Below are 20,726 nucleotides of genomic sequence, written 5' to 3' on the forward strand. Positions count from 1 at the left end.
CCCGCCAGTCCCCCCTCGCACTCCGCACCGGCCCGCCGCACCCCGTAAGCCCGGGCGGCCCCGGCACCACGCCGGGGCCGCCCACCGCCCCGCCGCCCGATTCCCCGGAGAAACCCGTAGCAGAACGCACACCCGCACCGATCAGCCATCGGCTCAAACCCCGGCTCGCAACCGCCCTGTTCCGCCGCTATCTACGCGCCTGCATCACGGCCGGCCCCGACCGCGCCTCCCCACTGGCCGGCGCCCGCCCGGACGCCGTCCCCACCGAGGCGCAACGCATCGGGCAGCGCCACCACCACTGACCGTCCACACACCCGGAGGAGCATGTCCCACCCCGCCCCCTACCCGGTGAGACTGGCCGACGAGATCACCCGCCAGCTCGGCCAGCTCTCCGACCACCTCTCCCAGCTTCCCCCGCCCCAGGCAGCGCAGGTCATCGCCCGCGTCCTCGACCCGGACAACGGAGTCCTCGGCGGCGTCACTCACCTCGTCATCACCGGCAGCCACTTCGCCAAGAGCGAGGCAGAACGAGGCGCCCTGCCAGCGGAGGTATGGCTCGCCTTGGGCCGTGCCGCCAACGAACTGCACGACATCAGCCTGGACCTGGACGAGCACCAGGACCTCCTCCAGCACCTCGGCACCCGACCGGACACCAGCGCGGCGAAGCCTCCGGCTCCCGCCCCGCTCGTCGTACGGCGGCGCCGGTGAAGAAGAAGCAGTGGCAGGGCTGGGGGCCGGGCGAGCAGGCCGAGCAGCACTACCTCGTCCAGCCCCGTGCCCTGGCCGGCGGCGGTGACGTCCGGCACGTCTCGGAGTTCCTGCGCGCCTCGGGCTGGCGGGAGAAGTCGAAGAAGGGCGGCCCGCTGCTCATGGAGAGCCCGGACCGCACCGTCCGCGTCGCCTACGACCCCTACATCCTGCCGGGCGGATGGACCATCCACGGCCGGGCAGGCGGCGCGACCGGTGAATGGTCTGCGCACCTGGGCCGGCAGACTCCGGTGGAGATCGTCGCCGGTCTGACCGACGCCCTCACCCGCCCCCGCTCCGCACACGCCCCCAACGTCTGGGCACCTCTGCAGGAGCAGAACTGGCACACGCGGTTCGAGGGCCAAGACTATTCGGCGAGCAGCCCCGACGGCACCGCGTGGATGCAGTTCCGCCAGGGCGTCGATGGCTCGGCGATGTGGTGGACCGGAGCGCAGGACAAGCAGGGCAACGGCTGGACTGCCCACTTCACGCCGAACACGCCGATGCACCTGGTCCAAGCCTTCTCCACCGAACTTGCCGGCCCGGACCCGGTGATGCGCCCACGCGGACGTGTCCCGCACAGCGCCCAGATCCGGACCTGGTCGGTCTCCGTCAAGCCCTCCCAGCTCAGCGCCTGGCAGCAGGCCCGGATTACAGCTGCCCGCGCCGCCACCTGGGCCCGCAACAGCGCCCGAAGCGCCCGGCCCCGCACCACCGCCCGTCCCTACGCCCCGGCCGGCGGTGCCCGGACCCGCCGCTGATCTCCATCCCCATCTGAAGGAGCCCGATGCCTGCCCCCACCCCGGAAACCCTGCGCGCCCTGACTGAAACGCTGTCGGACGTCACCGAGTACCTGCGCGAGAATCCCGACCCCGATGAAGCCCTCGCCCTCGTCGAGCCGCTCCTCGACGAGTACACGGGCCTGCCCGTCCAGCTCGCCGACACGCTGCGTGCCCTCGCCCGCACCATCCAGGAACACCAGGCCATCCCACGTACCGCGCACGTCAACGTCCTGATCGCCGAGCTGCGTTCAGCCGCCTGGGAACAGACCGACCAGCACACCCTCCACTACGTCCTGGACGAGCTGCGTGCGCTGCACGACGACGCCGAGAGCGAGCAGGGGTGCAGCCGGTGCCGTTGAGCGAGCGCCAGCTCGACGCCTTCGCCGACAAGCACGCTGGGCAGATCCCCTTCGACACCAGCCCCCGCCACCTCGCCGGCCCGGGCGACGCCCGTCACGTCACCCACGGCCTGGCCGCGGCCGGATGGGCCACGGTCTCCGACCCGCTCAGCGCCGAGATCGTGATGGCCAGCCCCGATCACCGCTACCGCCTGCAGTTCGACCCGCAGTCCGCCACCTCCGCCTGGTGGCGGCTGCGGGCCGCCCCCGGCGACAACGACCATGGCTGGTACGCCGAGTTCGGTGAACTCGTGCCGGCCGAGGTCCTCGCCGGCCTCACCGACGCCCTCATCACACCGCCCTCATCGCAACCGGACCCCTGGCAGCCCGTGACCAGCGCAGGCTGGCAGTACGAGGATGCCGGGAGAGCGTTCTCTCCGGACTCGCTGTGCCGGATCGAGCACCGCCCCATGAGTGAGTTCCATGAACGGCCGTCCTGGCACATCGAGGTCAGGACAAGCAGCGACGAATCATTCCCGGGCCCGCGGATCTGGCATGCCTTCCTCGACGAGCACGTTCCCGATCGCCTCGTAGGTGCCTTCCTGGGCGCGCTGGCCGACCAGAGCCCGCTGCAGCGCGGCATGTTCGACCGCACCGCCCACTACAGCGCCGTCCAAGAGCCGAGCCCGCTGCGCCCGCAGCAGGTAGTCGACGCGCACACCGCCCGGGTGAAGACGCTCCGCGCACAGGCCCGCGCCGTGCGCCGTCAGCAGACCACCCCCGCGACACCCCCGGCGCCCACGACCGCCGACCAGCCGGCCGCCCGCCGCTGACCTCAAAGGATGCTCTCATCTCCCGCACCACGAACCACGGCCGCCGCACCTCGCTGCGGCGCCTCAACCGCTACCTGCGCCACAGTGAACGGATCCTGGCGTCCTGGGACGCCTTCACCGCGTTCAACACGGACCTGGACGGCTGGCCCTTCGACCAGGACGCCTACGGCCGCCGGGCCGCCGTCCGTGACGCAGACACCGCCGCAGCGTTCGACGGCATCCGTCCTGGCGCCCGCCAATTGCTGGCCACCGCCCGGCTCCAGCTCCAGCACCTGCCCGCACACCTCACGCGGGACAGCTGGCCCGGGCAGCTGACCATCCTGGAGGAGGCACTGAGCCACCTCGACGCCCTGGACGCGCAGTGGCGCCAGACCCGGGCCCAGCTCCCCGAGGGTGCCGGTCCGGGCAGCGACGCGTACGTCGACGCGCTCGACGCGCACCACGCAGAGTGCTGGAGCTATCTGGACGACTGGACCTGCCACGGCCGCGTCATCCTCGACATCCAGGCCGCCGCACGCCGCGCACCGTCCCGGCCGAAGCGCCCGCAGCTCCCCGCCCTGACGTCCCGGCGCAGCGGACACGGCGCGAGGGGGCGGTGACCATGCCCGAGGTCCCCGTCAACGTCGACATCGACTACGTCGCCCCGCGCCACCTGGCCGGCGGCGGTGACCCCGCCTGGATCACCGTCCCCCTCCACCGTGCCTGCGGCTGGAGCTACGGTCACGACCCCCTGATGCCCCGCGTCCTGCTTTCCAGCCCCGACCAGAAGGCCCTCCTGCGGCTGGAGCCCGACCCCGACGGACGGTGGTGGACTCTGCAGCACGCCCCCGCGCCGGACCGGCCCGCCTGGTTCGCCAGCTTCGATGCCCGCACCCCCGTAGAAATGATCGCTGCGTTCACCGACGTGCTGACCGATCCCACTGCCGATCAAGGAGACAACTGGGATCCGCAGGAGCCGCTTCTGACAGCGGGCTGGTCTCCGGCCTACCGCCACCACCGGCTGGCCTCACCCGACGGCACCGTCCGCGTCGAGGCCGACGAGGCAACCGGGGCCTGGTGGGTCGACACCACCCTCCGCGACTTCCGGGCTCTGCTGTGGCAAGCCCACTTCAGCGAGCACACCCCACCGCACCTGATCACCGCGTTCACCGCCGCGCTCACCGACCCCCGACCGGTGCCGCGCACCGCAGGCCCCTCCAGCCTCCCGACTCGCAGCCCGGACCTCATCACTCTCTCGCACCGGGAAGTACCCGCCACGCAGGTCGCCGGCGCCCTGGAGGAACGCGTCCGCTCCCTCGCCGCACGCCGCACTGGCCCGCCGGCGACGAGTACGCATCCTCCGCAACGGCCGCAGGCCGAGCGCCACCGCCTGCGCTGATCCCTCCGTCCCCGCCTGGAAGCACCTAGCCCTTGCCCCCCTCCTCCTCCAGCAGCAACACCGACGGATACGACCTCGTCCTGCGCCTCCTGCTCGGCGTGCTCGCCGTCGTCGTCCCCCTGTCCCACCTGGCCTGGCTGTGCGGCAATCTCACCGCCTCCCTCGCCGGAGGCAGCTGGGCCCCCTACCAGCCGACCAACGCCTTGCTCCACCCCGAGCAGGTCTGGCCCGAGGCCAGGGAGAACGCCCTGCTCATCGGGGCACGCATCGTTCCCGTTCTGCTCCTCCTGGCTCTCGGGGTAACGGCGGTCGCCCTGTGGCTCCGGCACAGGAACCGCGGCGGCAGCCGGAAGAAGATCACCGGCATGGCCAAGGCCCGGGACATCGAGCCCTTGATGGCCAAGGCGATCACCGACAAAGCCCGCTCGCTGCGCCCCAGCCTGAAAGACGCCAAGCACATCAAAGCCCGCGACACCGGCATCCTCCTGGGCAACCTGCAAAACACCCGGCACGAGGTACGCATGGGCTACGAAGACGTGGCCGTCGCCATCATGGCGCCCCGCTCGGGCAAGACCACCTCGCTCGCCATCCCCTCCATGCTCGCCGCGCCCGGCCCCGTCCTGCTGACCTCGAACAAGGCCGCAGGCGACGCATTCACCGCCACATACGAGGCCCGCTCCCGCGTCGGGCAGGTGTGGACCATGGACCCCCAGCAGATCGCGCACGCCGCACGCGAGATGTGGTGGAACCCCCTCGCCAGCGCGAAAACCCTGGACGGAGCGAACCGGCTCGCCGGACACTTCCTCGCCGCCTCGGTGGACGCCTCCCAGCAGGGCGACTTCTGGTCCAAGGCCGGCAGCAACATCCTGTCCCAACTGCTGCTGGCCGCAGCGCTCGACGAGCGGCCCATCACCGACATCATGCAGTGGCTCGCCTTCCCCGCCGACCGCACCCCGCTCGACATCCTCCGCGACCACGACTTCGCCGCCGTCGCAGCCCAGCTCAAGGGCACCGTCGAAGGACCCCCGGAGACGCGCGACGGCATCTACGAGACTGCCCGCCAGTACGCCGCCGCCCTGCTGAACAACGAGATCGCCGCCTGGGTCACCCCGCAGAAGGACGTTCCCGAGTTCCGCCCGTCGGAGTTCGTCACCTCCACCGACACGCTGTACCTGCTGAGCAAGGACGGGGGAGGCGGGGCCTCGGCACTGATCGCCGCGTGCGCGGACTCCGTCATGCGCGCGGCCACCGCCCAGGCCGAACGCGCCGGCGGACGCCTGGACCCGCCCATGCTGGCGATCCTCGACGAGGCCGCCAACGTGTGCAAGATCAGCGACCTGCCGGACCTGTACTCCCACCTCGGCTCCCGCGGAATCATCCCGATCACCATCCTCCAGTCCTACCGCCAGGGCCAGAAGGTCTGGGGAGACGCGGGCATGGACGCCATGTGGTCCGCCTCGACCGTCAAGGTCATCGGCTCCGGCATCGACGACCCCGACTTCGCCGACAAGCTCTCCCGCCTGATCGGCGACCACGACGTCGAGACCACATCGACCTCGCACTCGGAGTCCGGCAAGAGCACGTCGGTGTCGATGCGGCAGGAACGGATCCTGCCCGCCGACGCGATCCGAGCCCTGCCCAAGGGCACCGCCCTGTGCTTCGCCACCGGCATGCGCGCCGCCATGCTCGACCTGCGACCGTGGTACCGAGAGCCAGGAGCCGGGGAACTGTCCGCGGCGTCCGCCCGCGCGTCGAAGGCGATCACGGCTCGCGCCGTCGCGAAGCACGCGCCGACACAGTCCGACTTCGGGACGGCCGCGTGAGCGACATACCGCTGCACCCGGTGCCGGTCCGCTCCCGTGAGGCGAAGGACTTCGTGCGCACCTGGCACCGTCACCACCCGCCGCCCGCAGGACAGATCTTCGCGGTCGGCGCCGCCGACGAGAGGGGCACGCTGCGCGCCGTGGCCATCGTCGGCAGGCCGGTGGCCCGGCACCTGGACGACGGCGCCACCCTCGAAGTCACCCGGACCGCCACCGACGGCACCCGCAACGCCAACTCACTGCTCTACGGGGCCGCGTGGCGGGCGGCGAAAGCCCTCGGCTACCGACGACTGGTCACCTACACGCAGGACGGCGAGAGCGGCGCATCCCTGCGCGGCGCCGGGTGGCGCGTGATCGCCAGCCGGCCGCCCCGCGCCGGATGGCACACCCCGTCCCGCCCACGAGCCGGCCACGGCAACGACCACGTCACCCGCCTGCTGTGGGAAGCCCTGTGACCGAGCCCGTTCCTGCACAGCAACGGACCGAACATCTCACCTTGCCCCGTACCGCCCCGCGTCCTCCCGGAGTTGTCCTGCACACCGTTGACCTGACCGAACACACCCGCCTTCTCGGCGAGGTGGCCCCCGCCCTGAAGGAGCTGTCCGTGGAGGCGGCACGCATCCGGGAGGGCGAGATCGCCAAGCCCGTCCGAGAGATCGCACCCCTGAGCCTGCGGGTGCACGAGCTGGCGATGAAGTGCACGCGGCAGGTGCACGACCTGTCGGTCAGCCAGTACCCCGCAATGAAGGACGGGGCCGACAACCTGGCGCTCCTCGCCGGCGCCTGCTCCCAGATCTCACTGGCCGCCACCCTGTGCAACCTCGCCATCCATCACCGCACCGAAATCCTGCTGTACGAGGACGCCGATCCCACCCCGGCGACCAGTCGTGATCAGCTTCGCCGTGCCGGTGTCGAGATGCAGCAAGCGGCCACCACTTATCGCGCCGTAGCGCGACGGCTCTCCCGACGCCTCGCCTCATTCTCGGCGCGCGCTGAAGACCGGCAACTCATCGCCGAGGCCCAAAGGCCCAGCCCGCAGAAGGCGCCCTCCACACCGCCCGTGCTCGCTGCCCGGCGCCGCGTATGACGACGCCGCCCGAGGACTTCCTGTTCGACGTGGCCGCCCCGCCGACGCCGGTTGAGCGCCTGCTGCTGCTCGCAGACCAGTACGTGCAGCACAACGACATGCTCGACCGTCTCCTGCGGGCCCATCCGCCATCCGAGCCCAACGCCCACGCCGCCTCCGCCCAGCGACTCGCTTCTGCGACCCGCACCGCCCTCAAAGCGGTCACCGACGTACGCCTCTTCCGCAGTCCCGACCTGTCGGACGCAGTGGTCCGCCTTGAGCAGCTCGCCTTCCTGAGCAGTGCCTCCGCGGACCAGCAGCTCCCGATGGCACGCACTCTGACCGCCTTGGCACCCGAAGCCGCGATGGGCTGCGCCAACACCCTCGCCTACGAAATCCGACGCCGCCAGGGGACGGCAGCAGGCGACGGTCCGGAGCACACCCTGACCGCCGCTCACCACACCGCCCTGTGGGAGTCTCAATGACGAAGTCAAGCCGCCTGCGTGACTGGCGGGGCGGTCGTGAACATTCGTCCGTCACGAAGTAATGCCCACAACACGCTCGCTCGTCGGCGAGCCAGGGCGATGATGGCTTGGACGTGCTTGCACCCCTCGCCACGCTTCTTGAGGTAGAAGTCCCGATTAGGGCCCTCGCGGATGATGCTGGTCTGCGCGGACAGGTAGAACACCCTTCGCAGACGGCGGCTGTAACGCTTGGGCCGGTGCAGGTTCCCAGTCCGCCGGCCGGAGTCGCGTGGCACAGGTACAAGTCCGGCCGCTGACGCCAGGTGACCAGCGTCCGCGTAGGCGGTCAGGTCACCTGCCGCCACGACGAACTCGGCCCCGAGCATGGGCCCCATGCCGGGCAGCGACTCGATGATCTCCGCTTGTGGATGGCTGCGGAAGGTCTCGCGGATACGCTTCTCGATGCGCTTGAGCCGCTCATCCAGGGCCAGGATCTGTTCGGCTAGGTCAGCGACGATTTGGGCGGCGACCTCCTCGCCGGGCAGCGCGGTCTGCTGGGTCCGGGCAGCCTCGAGAGCAGTGACCGCGACGGCGTCAGCGCTGCGCACGCCCCGGTTGGCCAGCCAGGCCGTGAGCCGGGCTCGGCCGCGGCGGCGGATCGCGGCGGGGGTCTGGTAGCCGGTCAACAGCACCAGGGCACCTTTGTGAGCCGAGTAGTCGAAAGACCGTTCCAGAGCGGGAAAGACGCCGGTCAGGACATCGCGGAGACGGTTGATCATTCTCACCCTGTCTGCAACCAGGTCAGAGCGATGGGCGGTCAACAGGGCTAGTTCGGCCGCCAGTTGGGCGGGCACATCGATGGTCGCAAAGTCCCGGCGGTGCCGGGCGGTCTCGGCGATGATGTAGGCGTCACGGGCATCGGTTTTCGCCTCGCCCCGGTAGGCCCCGGCCATCCGGTTGACCGTGCGGCCGGGAACGTAGACGGCCTGCTGGCCGTGCGCCGCGAGCAGGGCCAGAAGTAGCGCGGAGGCCGTGCCGGAGATGTCAACCGCCCAGCGGACCTCATCCGCCAGGTCCAGGATCTCGCCGAGCGCGCTCAGGATCGCCGACTCGTCATTGTCGACCTTCTTCGACCACAAGGTCGCCCCGGTCTCGTCGACCGCCGCAGTCCAGTGGTGGCCCTTACCCGCGTCGATGCCGGCCCAGACGCAGGCCCGTCGCTTGCTCACTTGCCCCTCCTCGTTCCACACGGCATGCCGTCGGCCCGAGGAACACCCCGCTGTCATCTCCGTAATCAGCGACCGAAGCGCACATCTCAATCAGCAGCCAGGGCGCCCCGGAGGGCCGGGCGGCCACTCCCACAGAGCCACTGCAGACAAGAACGCCTGTGCCACACCCAGCCCTCCCGGGCCACCCAACAACTTACGGAGATCGCCTGCGGGAACGTGGTGGTCACCAGCTCCCTGGGACGGCAAAACATCCACTACCGCGACGAGCGCGTGCTCCTGGGCACACTGCGGGCGTTGGAGGCAAAGGGGCTCGCGGAGCGCGTTCCGCAGTCCGCGCCTGCCGCCTATGTGGGCGGCCCGCTCCAGGACCGAGTCCGCCTCACTCCCGCCGGCACCACCGCGCTGGCCACAGCCATCAGCATCCCGCCCACTCGCAGGGCGCCCGGCACGACGCCCGCGCCCGCACCCACCGCTGCGAAGACGGCCGCCCGCAGCCGTTAACTGACCCATCGGAGCCCACAGCAGCCTATGACCTCGCACAACCGCGCCCAACACCCGGATCCACCCCGCGCCCGGGTGGACGGATACGAGGCCCCGCCCGCACGCGTCCCAGACGTCTCCTGCACACCGGCACCGACGCGCTGCACCCGATCAGTCCTGGCCCACTGCCGCCTGCGGTACAAGGCCCGGCGGTGAGGCCCTTCGGGCCCCAGGACCGGGTCCTGGTCTCCCCGCGCTATCTGGCGGGAGCGGGCATCGACCGGCTCGCCGATGCGATCGGCCCGCTGGTCCACCTCTTCGGCTGGCAGAGCGAGCACGATCGCGCAAGCGGACGCATCAGCGTCCACAGCCCCGACGGCAGCCTGTTCGTCAACTTCAACTCCCGGCATACCCTCCGCGAGCGCACTGCCATTCCTCCCGGCCTGCACTTCCGAATCCCTTGGACCACCGTGTCACTCCTGGACATCCCCGACGTATTCATCGGGTCCACCGACGACGGCCACACCTTCGTCATCCTCAACCGCCCCATCCGCGACGCCGACCGGCTGCTCACCGACGCCGGCTTCCTCCCTCGTGAACACCACGGCCGCAGGCTCCACCTGCTGCCTCCAGGCATCGCGCAGGACGTACACGAGCGCGCCGGCGTGGCGATGTACGGGCTCTTGGCCCACACCCACGACCTCGTCGACCTTTCCTGGACCACCCGCTGGAGTCCCGACCAGCCGGCAGGCGGCCCAGACCTGCACTTCCAGGTCAGGGACGGCACGGTTGCCGTGACTGCCTCGACCACCGCCGCCCGGTTGCTGCTGGAGCAACACGGCTTCGTCCCCACAGCAGACGGCGCGTCCTACCGCACTCGGGACGGGCTGGACGAGCGCCAACTGCTCAGCGCCGTCACCGCTGCCGAGGCACACGCGTACACCCACGGTCTCAGCGCGCGTGTCCACCTGGGCATCCCCACACCAGCCGACATCCCCGCCAGCACCCGCCGCCGCTCAGCTCCCGCCACCGGTCCACGAATCACACCATCAGCCCCTCGCCGCACCCGCTGACCACCCCAACGCATCCGGCACCGCCATCCGAGGAGCTTCCACGTCCGACACCCCCACCGTGCATGATCTCGCCCGTGCCCTCGCCGACCAGCTCCACCCCGGTGCCGCTCCCCGGGACGTGACCGTCAGCTTCGGCGCCCGCCGGCAAGCCCCCATCGAGTACCGCAGCCGCGGTCGGGGCGGACCCGTGACGGTCTACGCCCAAGCACTGCACGCCGCCCTCTACGGCCTTCCCACGCCCGGCGAGTCGCTGCCCACCGCCCTGGACGCGCTTCTGCAAGCCACACACACCGCGACCGTCCCGGAACAGAAAACCGCCGTCCTGCGGCAGGTCGCCGAGCAGCTGCGCAACGCCGCCGAGATCATCCAGCGCTACCAGTACCGAGCCCAGTGGGACCGGTTCCCCACCGATGTTGCCGAGCAGCTCGCTACTGCTCACGACCAGGCCCGGCAGATCGCCCAGGCCCTCGACCGCGTGGCCCCCGCCTTCGGCCACCAGCCCACCACGGACACCACGCCCCGTGCCCGGGCCGCCCACGGCCAGAGCGCCACCACCCTCGTAACCTCCTCGCCTTCACCGGCCCCACGCCACCGCTGACCTGCCGCGACAGCGCCCTCCGAGAAAGACATCTCCTGGCCACCACCGACTCCCTCCAAGCTCTCCTCGCCCAACCCCGCTGCGCGCTCGGCGTGTTCGTCCCCGCCGGACTGCATCCGGCCCGCGCCGAGCGCCGTCAGCTCGACCAGATCGCCCGAGCCGGCGCCGACCTGTTCGAGATCGGCCTCGCCCACCATGACGCCGGCCTCGACGGGCCCATCATCCAAGCCGCCTACCGCCGCGCCCTGAGCCGCGGAAACGTCCTCGCCCGCGCCCTGCGCGCGGTCGAGCACGCCGCTGGCCTTCGGCCGACCGTCGTTATGACCTACTGGGATCCAGTCCACCGGCACGGCCCCGAACGCCTGGCCCGGCTGCTCGCTGACGCGGGTGCCGCCGGGGCAATGGTCGTCGACCTGCCCGACGACCAGGCAGAGCGCTGGCAGGCCGCAGCGAAGGCCACGAACCTCTCCACCCCACGCCTCGTCCCGCGCCACCTCGCCGACACCGGTCTCGCCACCGTGGCCGCCGGTGCGTCGGGATGGCTCTACGCACCCGCCAGCACCGGCCCCACCGGCTACCGCGGCCCGCTCGACGTGCCCGCGCTCGCCGACTTCACGACACGCCTGCGTGCCGCGAGTCCCCTGCCCGTCGTGTCGGGCGTGGGGATCTCCACCCCGGCCCTCGCGGAACGCGTGGCGCCACTGGTGGACGCCGTCGTCATCGGCACCCCCGTCGTCCGCGCCCTGATGGCCTCCCCCGAGCAGGCCCCAGTGCTCACCACCGCGTTCGCCCACGCCCTGTACCCGTACGCCACCACGGAGACCCGTGCCTGACTCCGCCGACCCGGCCCCGGTCCTCGCCCGCATCTCGTCCGATGCGGCCTCGCTGCACCAGGCCCTGTATTTCCTGCCCGCCGAACGAGGCGCATCCGCATCCACACTGGCCGCGCGCCTCACTGACGCCCAGGACCTCGCCGGCACCGCTTTGCGGCTGTTTCTCACCCTCAGCCGCCAGACGACGCGGCCCTCCCCTCCGGACCTGCTGCTCCTTCACCGCGTCGCGCAGATCGCCAAGGCCGCCCAGGACGCCGCCGCCGAACTGACGGCTGCTCTTGCCCGCGCCGTGGAGAACCAGCGCCGCCAGGCCGCCGCCACATCACGGCGGGTGGTTCTGATCGGGCCGACACCGCAGCAGTTCATCGAGTCGGCCACCGACCTCGTCGACCGCATCCCCGCCCTCTGCGACGCCGTATCCCGCGACCGGCCGCAATCCCCCTGCCGCTGACGCGACCGCGATTCGAGCACTCCCTCCCCTTTCCCTAAACCCAGGACAGACCATTTCAGATCAGCCCCGATTCCGCGCCCTCTCCCTCGGTGCGGGAGTTCAATCCAGCACGCTCCTTGCCCTGTCAGCCGAGGGCATTCTCCCCAGGGTCGACTATGCGATTTTCGCCGACACCGGATGGGAACCCGAAGCGGTTTATGCACACCTTGACCGCCTGGAAGAAGAGATAGCCGCCCCCGCCGGGATACCCGTACTGCGCGTGTCGGCCGGAAATATCCGAGACGACGCCCTGAACCCGGATCACCGGTTCGCCTCCATGCCGCTCCACATCCTCAATCAGGACGGGCGACCTGGGATGACCCGGCGGCAGTGCACCGGCGAATATAAGGTCAAGCCAATCAAGCAGAAGGTCCGCGAACTGCTCGGCTACCCCTATCCGGCACGCATCCCGAAGGGCGTTTTCGTCGAGCAGTGGGTAGGAATCTCCACGGATGAATTCCACCGCGCGAAGGACGCGGACGTCAAGTACATGCGTAACCGGCATCCCCTTCTAGACATGTCCTGGAGCAGGGCCGACTGTGCACGCTACCTGACTTCCCTCGGTCTTGCCGATACCCCGAAGTCGAGTTGCCTGGGATGCCCGTTCCATGGAAATGCGCAGTGGCGGCATATCAGGGACACATCTCCGTCCGAGTGGGCGGACGTCGTCGAATTCGACGCGGCCATCCGGCAGGGCAATGCCCGTGCCAACGCCACCGGCAACAGACTGCTCGGCGAGGCGTTCCTGCACCGCTCCCGCGTCCCGCTCAGCGAAGCCCCCATCGATCACGTCACCGCCGCCGAGCGGGCCGCCCTGCGGATCAGCGCGGAGGAGGCCGACGTCCTGGAGAACGGTGTCGAAGACGGCTGCTCGCCCTGGGCGTGCCGGGGCGACGCCGACGCGCTGACGCAGGACGACTTCGGGCTGGCCACGTGATACTCGACCTCTTCGCGGGGCCGGGCGGCTGGAGCAGGGCGCTGCACGTCCTGGGCGTGCGCGACGTCGGCCTGGAATGGGACCCGTGGGCATGTAAGACCCGTGCTGCGGCGGGTCAGTTGACCATCCGGTGCGACGTGGCGAGGTATCCGGTATGGCCGTTCGTCGGCCGCACCCGCGGTGTGATCGCTTCGCCGCCGTGTCAGGCGTGGAGCATGGCCGGCAAGCGCCTCGGCCTGGTCGACCAGCCGCTGGTGCACGCGGCGGTCGAGGATCTGGCCGCCGGTCGCGATACCCGCGAGCGCCTCCTCGCCGCCTGCTGTGACGAGCGCTCCCTGCTCGCCGCCGAGCCGATGCGCTACCTGTACGCGCTGCACGCGGTCGGCGAGCCCGACTGGGTGGCCATGGAGGAGGTACCGGACGTGCTGCCCTTGTGGAAGCAGTACGCGGCCGTCCTGCGCGGGTGGGGGTTCTCCGTCTGGTGCGGGATCCTCAACGCCGCCGACTTCGGCGTCCCGCAGACCAGGAAGCGGGCAATCCTTCTGGCCTCCCGCGTCCGCACGGCGCAGCCGCCCACGCCCACGCACGCCCAGCTCGGCGAGCCGGAATCGCTGTTCGGTCCGGGCCGTGCCCGCTGGGTCAGCATGGCCGAAGCTCTGGGGTGGGGCGCGACCGACCGGCCCGTCCCCACCGTCTGTGCAGGAGGTGGGCCTGGCGGCGGCCCCGAGCCGTTCCCGTCGGGCTCTCGCAAGACGCTGTCCGACGCGCGGGAGCGCGGCACCTGGATGCCGCGGCCGGACGGGGTGGTTCTGCAGTCCCGCCGGGAAGGCGCGGGGTGGGCGGCCCGGCACGGCATGCGCGAGAATCGTGCGGCCGACGCTCCGGCGCCCACGTTCACCGCCGAGGCGCACCGCTGGTCCTGGTCCCTGCGCAGCAACAACCAGGCCAACGCCACCGTCCGGTCCATCCAGGAGCCGGCTGGCACGCTGTTCTTCGGGCACCGCGCCAACGAGTGCACCTGGGTCGCCGAACCCGCCACACCCTCGGCCACGGACACCGATGCGCCGGCCGTTCCCGAACCGATCCGGATCACCGCCCGCGAGGCGGGCCTCCTGCAGACCTTTCCCGCCGACTACCCCTGGGCCGGCAACAAGGGCCAGCAGTTCTCCCAGATCGGCAACGCCGTTCCCCCGCTGCTCGCCGGCCACCTCCTCGCCCCGCACCTCGGCGTCACCCTCGACCCCGACGACTTCGCCCTCGCCGCCTGATGCCCCACACCCCCGAACCCGACGAAGACGACCTTGACGCCGTCCCACCGCCCCAGCCGGTGTTCCACGTCGAGCAGGCCCTCCTGGGGGCTCTCCTCCTCGACCCGCACCGCCTGGACGACGTGAACGGCATCGCCGCCGACTCGTTCTCCACCGCCGCGCACGCCGCCCTGTATGCCGCGATCAGTACCCTGCCGCGGCCCGATCCCGCCGAGCACGCGAAGAACACCACGTGGCTCGACCGCGTACTCGCTACCGCCCTGGAGGAGGCGCGCGGACTGACCGCTTCCTACCTGCACGCCCTCGTTCAGGTCTGCCCCTGGCCCCGCCACGCCCCCGCGTACGCCCGGATGGTCGAGGCCGAGCACGCCCGCCGTCGCCTGCTGACGGCCGCCGAACGCCTCGTCCACACCGTCCACGACGCCTCCGTCCCGCACCCTGTCCAGACAGCGCTCGCCGAGGCGGATGCACTTGCCGCGGTCGTGGACGACATCGCGAACCGCTTCCCCCCGCGCTCCGGTGTCCTTCCCCGCACCCCGGCACCTCCTCCCACCGCCGCCGACGACACCGAGGCGGTCGAGGAGGAGCAGCTCCTGCTCGCGACCGCCACCGCCCGCCCGGACGACATCGACGCCGTCCGGTGGCTGCTCCCCGACGACCTCACCCTGCCCCTGCACGCCGGCCTGTGGCAGTGCCTGACCACCCTCGCCCGCCGCGACGAGCCCATCGACCCCGTCACCGTCCTGTGGGAAGCCCAGCAGCGCGGCCTGCTCGACTACGGCCGTGAACCAGGCGAGGTCCTGCGCATGCTGGCCGAACCCGCCGGATCCGTCGAGCACTGGGCCGAACGCGCCCTGCGGCGCTCCCTGCTGGCAACGGCCGAACACACCGGACGGCGCGTCGAGGCGTACGCCGGCGACTCGGCGAACACCCCCTTCCAGCTCGTCGCCGGGGCCCGTCGCGCTCTCGCTGACATCGCCGCCGTCCGCACCCGCTGGCAGCACGCCGCCGGAGCCACTCCGCCGCAGCAGCGGCGAGCGGCCCCTGCCACCCGCGCCGGCCCGCCGACCACCACGGCCGCACACGCCGCCCGGCCCACACGAGCAACCCGATAACTCCCGATTACGCCGGTGGCCGGGCCCGCGAGTCCGGCCACCGGCAGAACGGATGAGACCCCCACGTGACTGCCTCCATCGACGCCCATGTCCGCCTCGACACCCACCCCACTCACCCGAGCGCCGTGCAAGCCCACCTGACCGGCACCCAGGCCCACGTCGCCTCCACGGCTCTGGAGGCTGCCGGCTGGAGTGCCGCCGCCACAAACGTCCTGGTCCTGGCCCGCATCGATCACGAGGAGCCCTACTGGGCCGCCGACGCCGCCCAGCACCTGACCGCCGAAGGCATCACCGTCGAGATCACCCCACGGCTCCAGGAGGCCATCGACGAGGAATGGACCTGGCCGAACTACCCGATGCCCTGGTGCACGCGCAGCGAAATCCGCGAGGTCTCCAACCAGGCGCAGAAGATCCACGACGACATCCGCAACGGCCACCTCCTGATACACGCCCACGCCCACGACGGCCACACCACCGTCGCGGTCGGCACATACCTCCACCAGGGCGGCAAGACCGTCTACCTCCACGGCGAGGACCATCTGCGTCAGATCGCCGACACCTTCGACTCACCCGCGGAAGCACTGGTGGCCTTCGAGAACGCCCACGCGGCCGAAATGCGCCCCGGCCCAGCGCCCCTGACCGACACCGAACGCGCCGCCACCGCAGCGCGTTCCGTCTTCGACATCACCACAGCCAAGCCCGAACCGCCCCGCCCCCAGCCGGAGACCGTCCCTATCTACCTGGCCGATGCCGACGACCACGACGCCCTCCTCGACACCTTCCTCGACACGCACGGCGAGTTCGAAAAGTGGCGCACCTGGTCCGATGAAACGACCCACGCCATCCACGAAACGCAGACCCTGCGCATCGAACGCGTCCACGAAACCCAGGCCCGCGAGACCGCCTGGACCGTAGCCGCCTACGAAACGCCTGTCTCCGACCGCATGTGGCACCTCACCGCGAGCGGCGCCACCCCCGCCCCAGTACTGCAGAATCTGCTGAACCACCTCGCCGACGGAGACGGCTGGGACACGGTCATCGGCGTCCCAGTGGGCGAGAGGACGGTCACCACAGCAACGCAGCCGCTCACTGAGGCCGGGTGGAAGCACACACTGACAGGGCACGGGATCCGGTGGACGTCCCCCGACGGGCAGGCAGGCGTCCGGTTTGACCCACTGACCGCGCAGGCCCCCCAGAGCCCAGCCACCTGGACCATCTGGGCCGGCCCCGACCCGGACCGGCCCACCTGGGCCATCACCGCGTCCCCACACACCCCGAGTTCGCTACTGGCCGACCTCTCCGAAACTCTCGCCCACGAGACCGGCACACGCCAGCCCCAGCCGGGCCGCCGCGATCACAGGACCCGCCTCGCAGCCAGTGCGCCGGCGGCTCCGGCGGTCACGGCCGGCCGACCCGCCAGCCGTTCACGCTGATCATCACCCCCGCACGAGCGGGGCAACATAGCTTGGGATCGCCGGTTGGCCAAACCGGCGATCCCACGCACCATAGATAGTCCACCGCCACGCCCTGCCCGCACGTCGAGAGGCTCCTCCCACGACCGCAGACACCACACGTAGCGCAGCCCGTCACGAGGCCGGGAGCGCCGGGCGATCACGCCGCCGCGTAGCTCGCCCGGAACAAGTCCTGCGCCCGCTCCACGTCCCTCAGCGTACGGAGCTGGACCTCCAGATCACCCGTGCCGTGGTGACCGAGACCGGACACGTCCCGAGTGAAGCCCGGAACAAGATCGACGTTCTTCGGATCGACCTTCAGATAGACCAGCAGCTTGCTTCGCTGCGGCGGGCACAGGCAGGCAAAGTTGCGCAGCCGCTGATACGCCCGGTAGGTCTTGCGCTCCACCCGGTTCACACCATCCCCGAGCCCGAGCAGGACCTCGTCGACCGCACCCGCCAACTCGCGCATCGCCGCGCCCTGGACATCAGCCGCCGACTGGGCAACCGCCTGGCGCCGTGCCCGACGGGCCACCTGCACGCCGCCGCTCACGGAGGCCACGGTCTCAAGCCCGAGCAGGTCCCTGCCGAAGAGTCGGTAGCGAACCAGGTCGATCGACCTCCGGTGCTCGCGCACGGCATGCACGTCGTAGCGGGTGAAGTCGCCGGCGATGCAGATCAGGCGTGGTCCGCTCCACAGGACCTGGGACGCGGCCGTCACCCCGAGCCGGTCGCGGACCAGGTGCTCGAACTCCGCCCGGTGGTCCATCAGCCAGGCCAGGTAGAACAGGCCCTGGTTGATGACGCCGGCGTCCGTGCCGCGCTTGTACTCAATGATGACCGGCGATCCGTTCTCGTCCAGCCCGAGCGAGTCGATCCGGCCCCCGTGGGCGGGCCCCGTGCTGTACTCGCTCGCCAGGAAGCGGACGCCCAGCAGCGCCTCCATGTGCGCCTCGACGAGAGCCTGCACATCGGCCTCGATCTCAGCAAGACGCGGCATGACCTCCGTCATGCCGCTGTTCGTCGTGTCCGTGCGGAACAGCTTCAGGCCCGACACCTTCCCCTCCTCGGCTCGGTGATCACCAACGCCGACGGGGTGCGGGATTGTTTCCGCGAGAGCCTTCGGGGGCGTGAAGATAGTGTGAGACCCTACGTACTGCTCGACCAGGGAGCTCGCGCCCCCCGGTGACCGGGAATCCACGATTCCCCCATGTGTCCCCCGCGACCTGGGGGACAGCTCCCGGAAGCTGCGTTTACGCAGGTCAGCCCCCGTAGCTCAGCGGATAGAGCACGTGCCTTCTAAGCGCCTGCTCGACGGCAACGGCTCACCGCGTACACCTGCAGAGTGTGAGCTGTAGAGAAAGGTGGGCCGTCGGTCGTCCAGTAAGCCGTGCTCGGCCGAGCTGCTGTCGTCGCCGTTGCCGCAGCAGGATGCCAGGAAGCGTCACGTGCCCGCACCGGGTTCGGGCACCGGCCTGCCCGGCGGGGTGAAGGCGGCCAGCACCGTGGCGGTGATGTGGCCGGCGGCATGCTCGGAGGTGAGACGGCCCGCACGGATCTCGTCGGCGGCACTGTGCATGACCGAGTGCAGGACGTTGACCAGCCACGCGATCGGCAGGTCGGTGCGGAAGACCCCCTCAGAACGGCCACGGGCGATGAGCGTCTCGACCCGGGCGGCCGGGCCGCTGTGCAGCTCGCGGATGCGACCAGGAGGCAGTTCCCTCTGGGCAGCGACCAACAGCGCACGCGCCTGGTCCACCAGACGCCAGCTGGCCTCGACATAGCGCGCCAGCGCGAGCAGCGGATCACCGGCCAGATCGACCGCGTCCAGTGCCTGATTGCCCCGGTCCACTGCGCGGCTCATCGCCGCATCGACGACCTCCGCCCGGGAGGCGAAGTGCGCGTACAGCGTCACCCGGCCCACGCCCGCGGCGCGCGCGATCTCGCTGAGGCTCGCCTCCGGGTTCTGTCCCAGGCACTCGGCCGCGGCCTTGACGATCGCGTCGATGCTCCGCAGGGCGTCGGCGCGTTTGACGGTGCTTCTACTGCCCATGCCCCACACCCTACCGGAATAAGTCGAACATAACTGTTTGGCTTAGGCGGGCTGCAGGTCTAACCTGAACAGCACTGTACGGATTATCCGTCGAGAGGTGAGCGTCATGAGTGACACGGAAACCGCGAGCACACACACGCCGCAGACACCCCATCCACGGCGCTGGCCGGTCCTCGGCCTGCTGGGACTGGCCCAGCTGATGCTCATCCTCGACATCACCGTGGTCGCCATCGCACTGCCCCACATGGGCACCGAACTGGACCTGGACCGCGCCGCCCTGACCTGGGTGGTCAGCGGCTACGCCCTCACCTTCGGCAGCCTGATGCTGCTCGGCGGCCGGGCCGCCGACCTGTTTGGCGCCAAGCGCGTCGTCCTGGCAGGGCTCACCCTGTTCACCGCCGCGTCCCTGGCCGCCGGACTGGCCACCGGCGCTCCCCTGCTGCTGGCCGCCCGGATCGCCCAGGGCGCGGGCGCCGCGATGCTCTCGCCGGCGGCCCTGTCGGTCGTGGTGAGACTGTTCGACGGCGACGAACGCAACAAGGCACTGGGTATCTGGTCGGCGCTCGGCGGCGGCGGCGCCGCCCTCGGCGTGCTGCTGGGCGGGCTGATCACCGCCGGGCCCGGCTGGGCCTGGGTCTTCTTCATCAACGTCCCCGTCGGCCTGGCCGTACTCGCCGCACTCGCCCGGATCCTGCCCACCCTGCCCAAGGCGGCCGCCGACTCCCTCGACGTGCCCGGCGCCGCCCTCGTCGCCGCGGCCACCGGTGCTCTCATCTACGCCCTGATCCGTGCCGGCGACCACGGCTGGCTCGACGCCCTCACCCTCGCCCTGTTCGCCGCCTCGGCAGCCGCATGCGCAGCTTTCACCGCCTGGCAGCGCCGGACGGCGGCACCGCTGATGGACCTTCGCCTGCTCAGCCGGCGCCCGGTACTGGCGGGCATCTTCATCATCGCGGTGGCCACGGCCCTGATGGTGGGTGTCTTCTTCCTCGGCTCCTTCTACCTGCAGAACCACCAGGGCCATGGCGCCTTGATGACCGGGGTGCTGTTCCTGCCGGTGGCGCTGGTGACCATGGCTGCCGCCACTACGGCCGGCCGCGTGATCGGCCGCCTCGGGGCCCGACTGCTGGCAACGGCGGCCCTGGTCCTCGCGGCCGCCGGATTCCTCGTCCCAGTCCTCTGGTCCGGCACCGCCGCCATGGTCACCGGCGTGAGTATCGCCGCGGCCGGTCTGGGCACCCTGTTCGTGGTCGCCTCGGCCACCGCCCTCGGCAGCGTCGCCCCACACGAGGCCGGGGTGGCCTCAGGAATCATCAGCACCTTCCACGAGTTCGGCGCCTCCACAGGCGCCGCCGCCGTATCCAGCGCCGCAGCCGCCAGCATCGCCACCCACACCCCCTCCGCCGCCGCGACCGGGTTCGACAACGCCTTCCTCGTCGCCACAGGCATCGCCGCGGCCTCCGCCCTCATCTCCCTGTGGCTGATCCCAGTCCAAATGGCCTGAGCCGAGCAGAATGCGGCTGCCAACCCGCGGCGGCCCCGACCTGCCCGCGACGGCTGCGGAGGTTGGGGGTGGAGTGGGCGTAGCCAGCACGGCACGGCCTCGCCGCCGAAGGCGCCGGCCACCTCCACCATCGTGGTGCCAGCCACCATCCCGGGCGTGCTCATTAGCCGGGGCGCAGGGTGCCCGGCCCAGTGCGACGTCGTTGAACACGGCATCGCATGCATGCACGCCCGCCCCCGCGGAGTACCCGAGTGAGCCCCGGAC

Annotated in this window: 23 protein-coding genes and 1 pseudogene; 21 read left to right on the forward strand and 3 right to left on the reverse strand. The window is 70.9% G+C overall.

Translation table 11 applies throughout. The features are described 5' to 3' along the window. The 11 genes and pseudogenes from N4P33_RS06125 to N4P33_RS06175 form a co-directional block, all read left to right on the forward strand. Positions 1 to 302: pseudogene (locus N4P33_RS06125) on the forward strand (hypothetical protein); the annotation flags it as partial. A gap of 22 nt (positions 303 to 324) precedes the next feature. Continuing rightward, positions 325 to 708 carry a hypothetical protein gene (locus N4P33_RS06130; protein ID WP_061441606.1) on the forward strand — a complete coding sequence of 128 codons (384 nt, stop codon included), beginning with the start codon at positions 325 to 327 and terminating at the stop codon, positions 706 to 708. Further along, a complete protein-coding gene (locus N4P33_RS06135; RefSeq protein ID WP_061441607.1) occupies positions 705 to 1,508 on the forward strand; it encodes a DUF317 domain-containing protein in 804 nt (267 codons plus the stop codon). Before N4P33_RS06130 ends, N4P33_RS06135 begins: the two co-directional genes overlap by 4 nt. A gap of 26 nt (positions 1,509 to 1,534) precedes the next feature. Next, entirely contained in the window at positions 1,535 to 1,888 is a 354-nt protein-coding gene (locus N4P33_RS06140; RefSeq protein ID WP_168723761.1) for a hypothetical protein, read from the forward strand. Then, positions 1,879 to 2,700, forward strand: coding sequence for a DUF317 domain-containing protein (locus N4P33_RS06145; protein WP_260825255.1), 822 nt, complete (start codon positions 1,879 to 1,881; stop codon positions 2,698 to 2,700). The genes N4P33_RS06140 and N4P33_RS06145 overlap by 10 nt, the downstream gene beginning before the upstream one ends. A 239-nt stretch (positions 2,701 to 2,939) precedes the next feature. Then, positions 2,940 to 3,299: a hypothetical protein gene (locus tag N4P33_RS06150; RefSeq protein WP_260825256.1), complete on the forward strand. Its 360-nt coding sequence runs from the start codon at positions 2,940 to 2,942 to the stop codon at positions 3,297 to 3,299. 2 nt (positions 3,300 to 3,301) lie between these two features. Beyond that, the gene (locus tag N4P33_RS06155; protein WP_260825258.1) at positions 3,302 to 4,078 is read left to right on the forward strand and encodes a DUF317 domain-containing protein; all 777 of its coding nucleotides are present in this window, start codon (positions 3,302 to 3,304) and stop codon (positions 4,076 to 4,078) included. A 32-nt stretch (positions 4,079 to 4,110) separates the two neighbouring features. Then, positions 4,111 to 5,901: a type IV secretory system conjugative DNA transfer family protein gene (locus tag N4P33_RS06160; protein WP_114532534.1), complete on the forward strand. Its 1,791-nt coding sequence runs from the start codon at positions 4,111 to 4,113 to the stop codon at positions 5,899 to 5,901. Next, positions 5,898 to 6,356, forward strand: a complete 459-nt coding sequence (locus tag N4P33_RS06165) for an XF1762 family protein (protein ID WP_260825259.1) — start codon at positions 5,898 to 5,900, stop codon at positions 6,354 to 6,356. The genes N4P33_RS06160 and N4P33_RS06165 overlap by 4 nt, the downstream gene beginning before the upstream one ends. After that, positions 6,353 to 6,988 (forward strand): hypothetical protein, encoded by a 636-nt coding sequence (locus N4P33_RS06170; RefSeq protein ID WP_258566175.1) that lies wholly within the window; start codon positions 6,353 to 6,355, stop codon positions 6,986 to 6,988. Before N4P33_RS06165 ends, N4P33_RS06170 begins: the two co-directional genes overlap by 4 nt. Further along, positions 6,985 to 7,452, forward strand: coding sequence for a hypothetical protein (locus N4P33_RS06175; RefSeq protein WP_260825260.1), 468 nt, complete (start codon positions 6,985 to 6,987; stop codon positions 7,450 to 7,452). Before N4P33_RS06170 ends, N4P33_RS06175 begins: the two co-directional genes overlap by 4 nt. Before the next feature lie 5 nt (positions 7,453 to 7,457). Here the strand turns inward: N4P33_RS06175 and N4P33_RS06180 are convergent, their stop codons facing one another. Further along, positions 7,458 to 8,660 carry an IS110 family transposase gene (locus N4P33_RS06180; protein ID WP_061441613.1) on the reverse strand — a complete coding sequence of 401 codons (1,203 nt, stop codon included), beginning with the start codon at positions 8,658 to 8,660 and terminating at the stop codon, positions 7,458 to 7,460. Between the two features lie 216 nt (positions 8,661 to 8,876). On the opposite strand from N4P33_RS06180, the gene N4P33_RS06185 reads away from it, so the two are divergent. The 9 genes from N4P33_RS06185 to N4P33_RS06225 all read left to right on the forward strand — a co-directional run bounded on the left by N4P33_RS06185 (position 8,877) and on the right by N4P33_RS06225 (position 16,887). Then, positions 8,877 to 9,161, forward strand: a complete 285-nt coding sequence (locus N4P33_RS06185) for a hypothetical protein (protein ID WP_114532533.1) — start codon at positions 8,877 to 8,879, stop codon at positions 9,159 to 9,161. 191 nt (positions 9,162 to 9,352) lie between these two features. Further along, entirely contained in the window at positions 9,353 to 10,213 is an 861-nt protein-coding gene (locus N4P33_RS06190) for a hypothetical protein (protein WP_260825261.1), read from the forward strand. A 58-nt stretch (positions 10,214 to 10,271) separates the two neighbouring features. After that, the gene (locus N4P33_RS06195; RefSeq protein ID WP_181849636.1) at positions 10,272 to 10,811 is read left to right on the forward strand and encodes a hypothetical protein; all 540 of its coding nucleotides are present in this window, start codon (positions 10,272 to 10,274) and stop codon (positions 10,809 to 10,811) included. Positions 10,812 to 10,903: 92 nt separating this feature from the next. Next, positions 10,904 to 11,644 carry a tryptophan synthase subunit alpha gene (gene trpA, locus N4P33_RS06200; protein ID WP_061441617.1) on the forward strand — a complete coding sequence of 247 codons (741 nt, stop codon included), beginning with the start codon at positions 10,904 to 10,906 and terminating at the stop codon, positions 11,642 to 11,644. Further along, positions 11,637 to 12,095 carry a hypothetical protein gene (locus N4P33_RS06205; protein WP_061441618.1) on the forward strand — a complete coding sequence of 153 codons (459 nt, stop codon included), beginning with the start codon at positions 11,637 to 11,639 and terminating at the stop codon, positions 12,093 to 12,095. The genes trpA and N4P33_RS06205 overlap by 8 nt, the downstream gene beginning before the upstream one ends. A 52-nt stretch (positions 12,096 to 12,147) precedes the next feature. After that, positions 12,148 to 13,071 carry a hypothetical protein gene (locus N4P33_RS06210; protein ID WP_258566176.1) on the forward strand — a complete coding sequence of 308 codons (924 nt, stop codon included), beginning with the start codon at positions 12,148 to 12,150 and terminating at the stop codon, positions 13,069 to 13,071. Beyond that, positions 13,068 to 14,339, forward strand: a complete 1,272-nt coding sequence (locus N4P33_RS06215) for a DNA cytosine methyltransferase (RefSeq protein WP_061441620.1) — start codon at positions 13,068 to 13,070, stop codon at positions 14,337 to 14,339. The genes N4P33_RS06210 and N4P33_RS06215 overlap by 4 nt, the downstream gene beginning before the upstream one ends. Further along, complete coding sequence (locus N4P33_RS06220; RefSeq protein WP_078884531.1) at positions 14,339 to 15,454, forward strand: DnaB-like helicase N-terminal domain-containing protein; 1,116 nt, start codon at positions 14,339 to 14,341, stop codon at positions 15,452 to 15,454. The genes N4P33_RS06215 and N4P33_RS06220 overlap by 1 nt, the downstream gene beginning before the upstream one ends. 65 nt (positions 15,455 to 15,519) lie before the next feature. Further along, positions 15,520 to 16,887: a DUF317 domain-containing protein gene (locus N4P33_RS06225; RefSeq protein ID WP_260825263.1), complete on the forward strand. Its 1,368-nt coding sequence runs from the start codon at positions 15,520 to 15,522 to the stop codon at positions 16,885 to 16,887. A gap of 178 nt (positions 16,888 to 17,065) precedes the next feature. Here N4P33_RS06225 and N4P33_RS06230 read toward each other — a convergent pair whose 3' ends face one another. Both N4P33_RS06230 and N4P33_RS06235 read right to left on the reverse strand, forming a co-directional pair. Continuing rightward, positions 17,066 to 17,962 carry a DUF5655 domain-containing protein gene (locus N4P33_RS06230; RefSeq protein WP_260825264.1) on the reverse strand — a complete coding sequence of 299 codons (897 nt, stop codon included), beginning with the start codon at positions 17,960 to 17,962 and terminating at the stop codon, positions 17,066 to 17,068. 387 nt (positions 17,963 to 18,349) lie between these two features. Then, the gene (locus N4P33_RS06235; RefSeq protein ID WP_061441623.1) at positions 18,350 to 18,958 is read right to left on the reverse strand and encodes a TetR/AcrR family transcriptional regulator; all 609 of its coding nucleotides are present in this window, start codon (positions 18,956 to 18,958) and stop codon (positions 18,350 to 18,352) included. A gap of 106 nt (positions 18,959 to 19,064) precedes the next feature. On the opposite strand from N4P33_RS06235, the gene N4P33_RS06240 reads away from it, so the two are divergent. Continuing rightward, positions 19,065 to 20,462, forward strand: a complete 1,398-nt coding sequence (locus tag N4P33_RS06240) for an MFS transporter (RefSeq protein WP_061441624.1) — start codon at positions 19,065 to 19,067, stop codon at positions 20,460 to 20,462. Positions 20,463 to 20,726: the final 264 nt, after the last annotated feature.

Origin of the sequence: Streptomyces sp. 15-116A (genome assembly GCF_025290915.1) — a bacterium.
Taxonomy (GTDB): Bacteria; Actinomycetota; Actinomycetes; order Streptomycetales; family Streptomycetaceae; genus Streptomyces.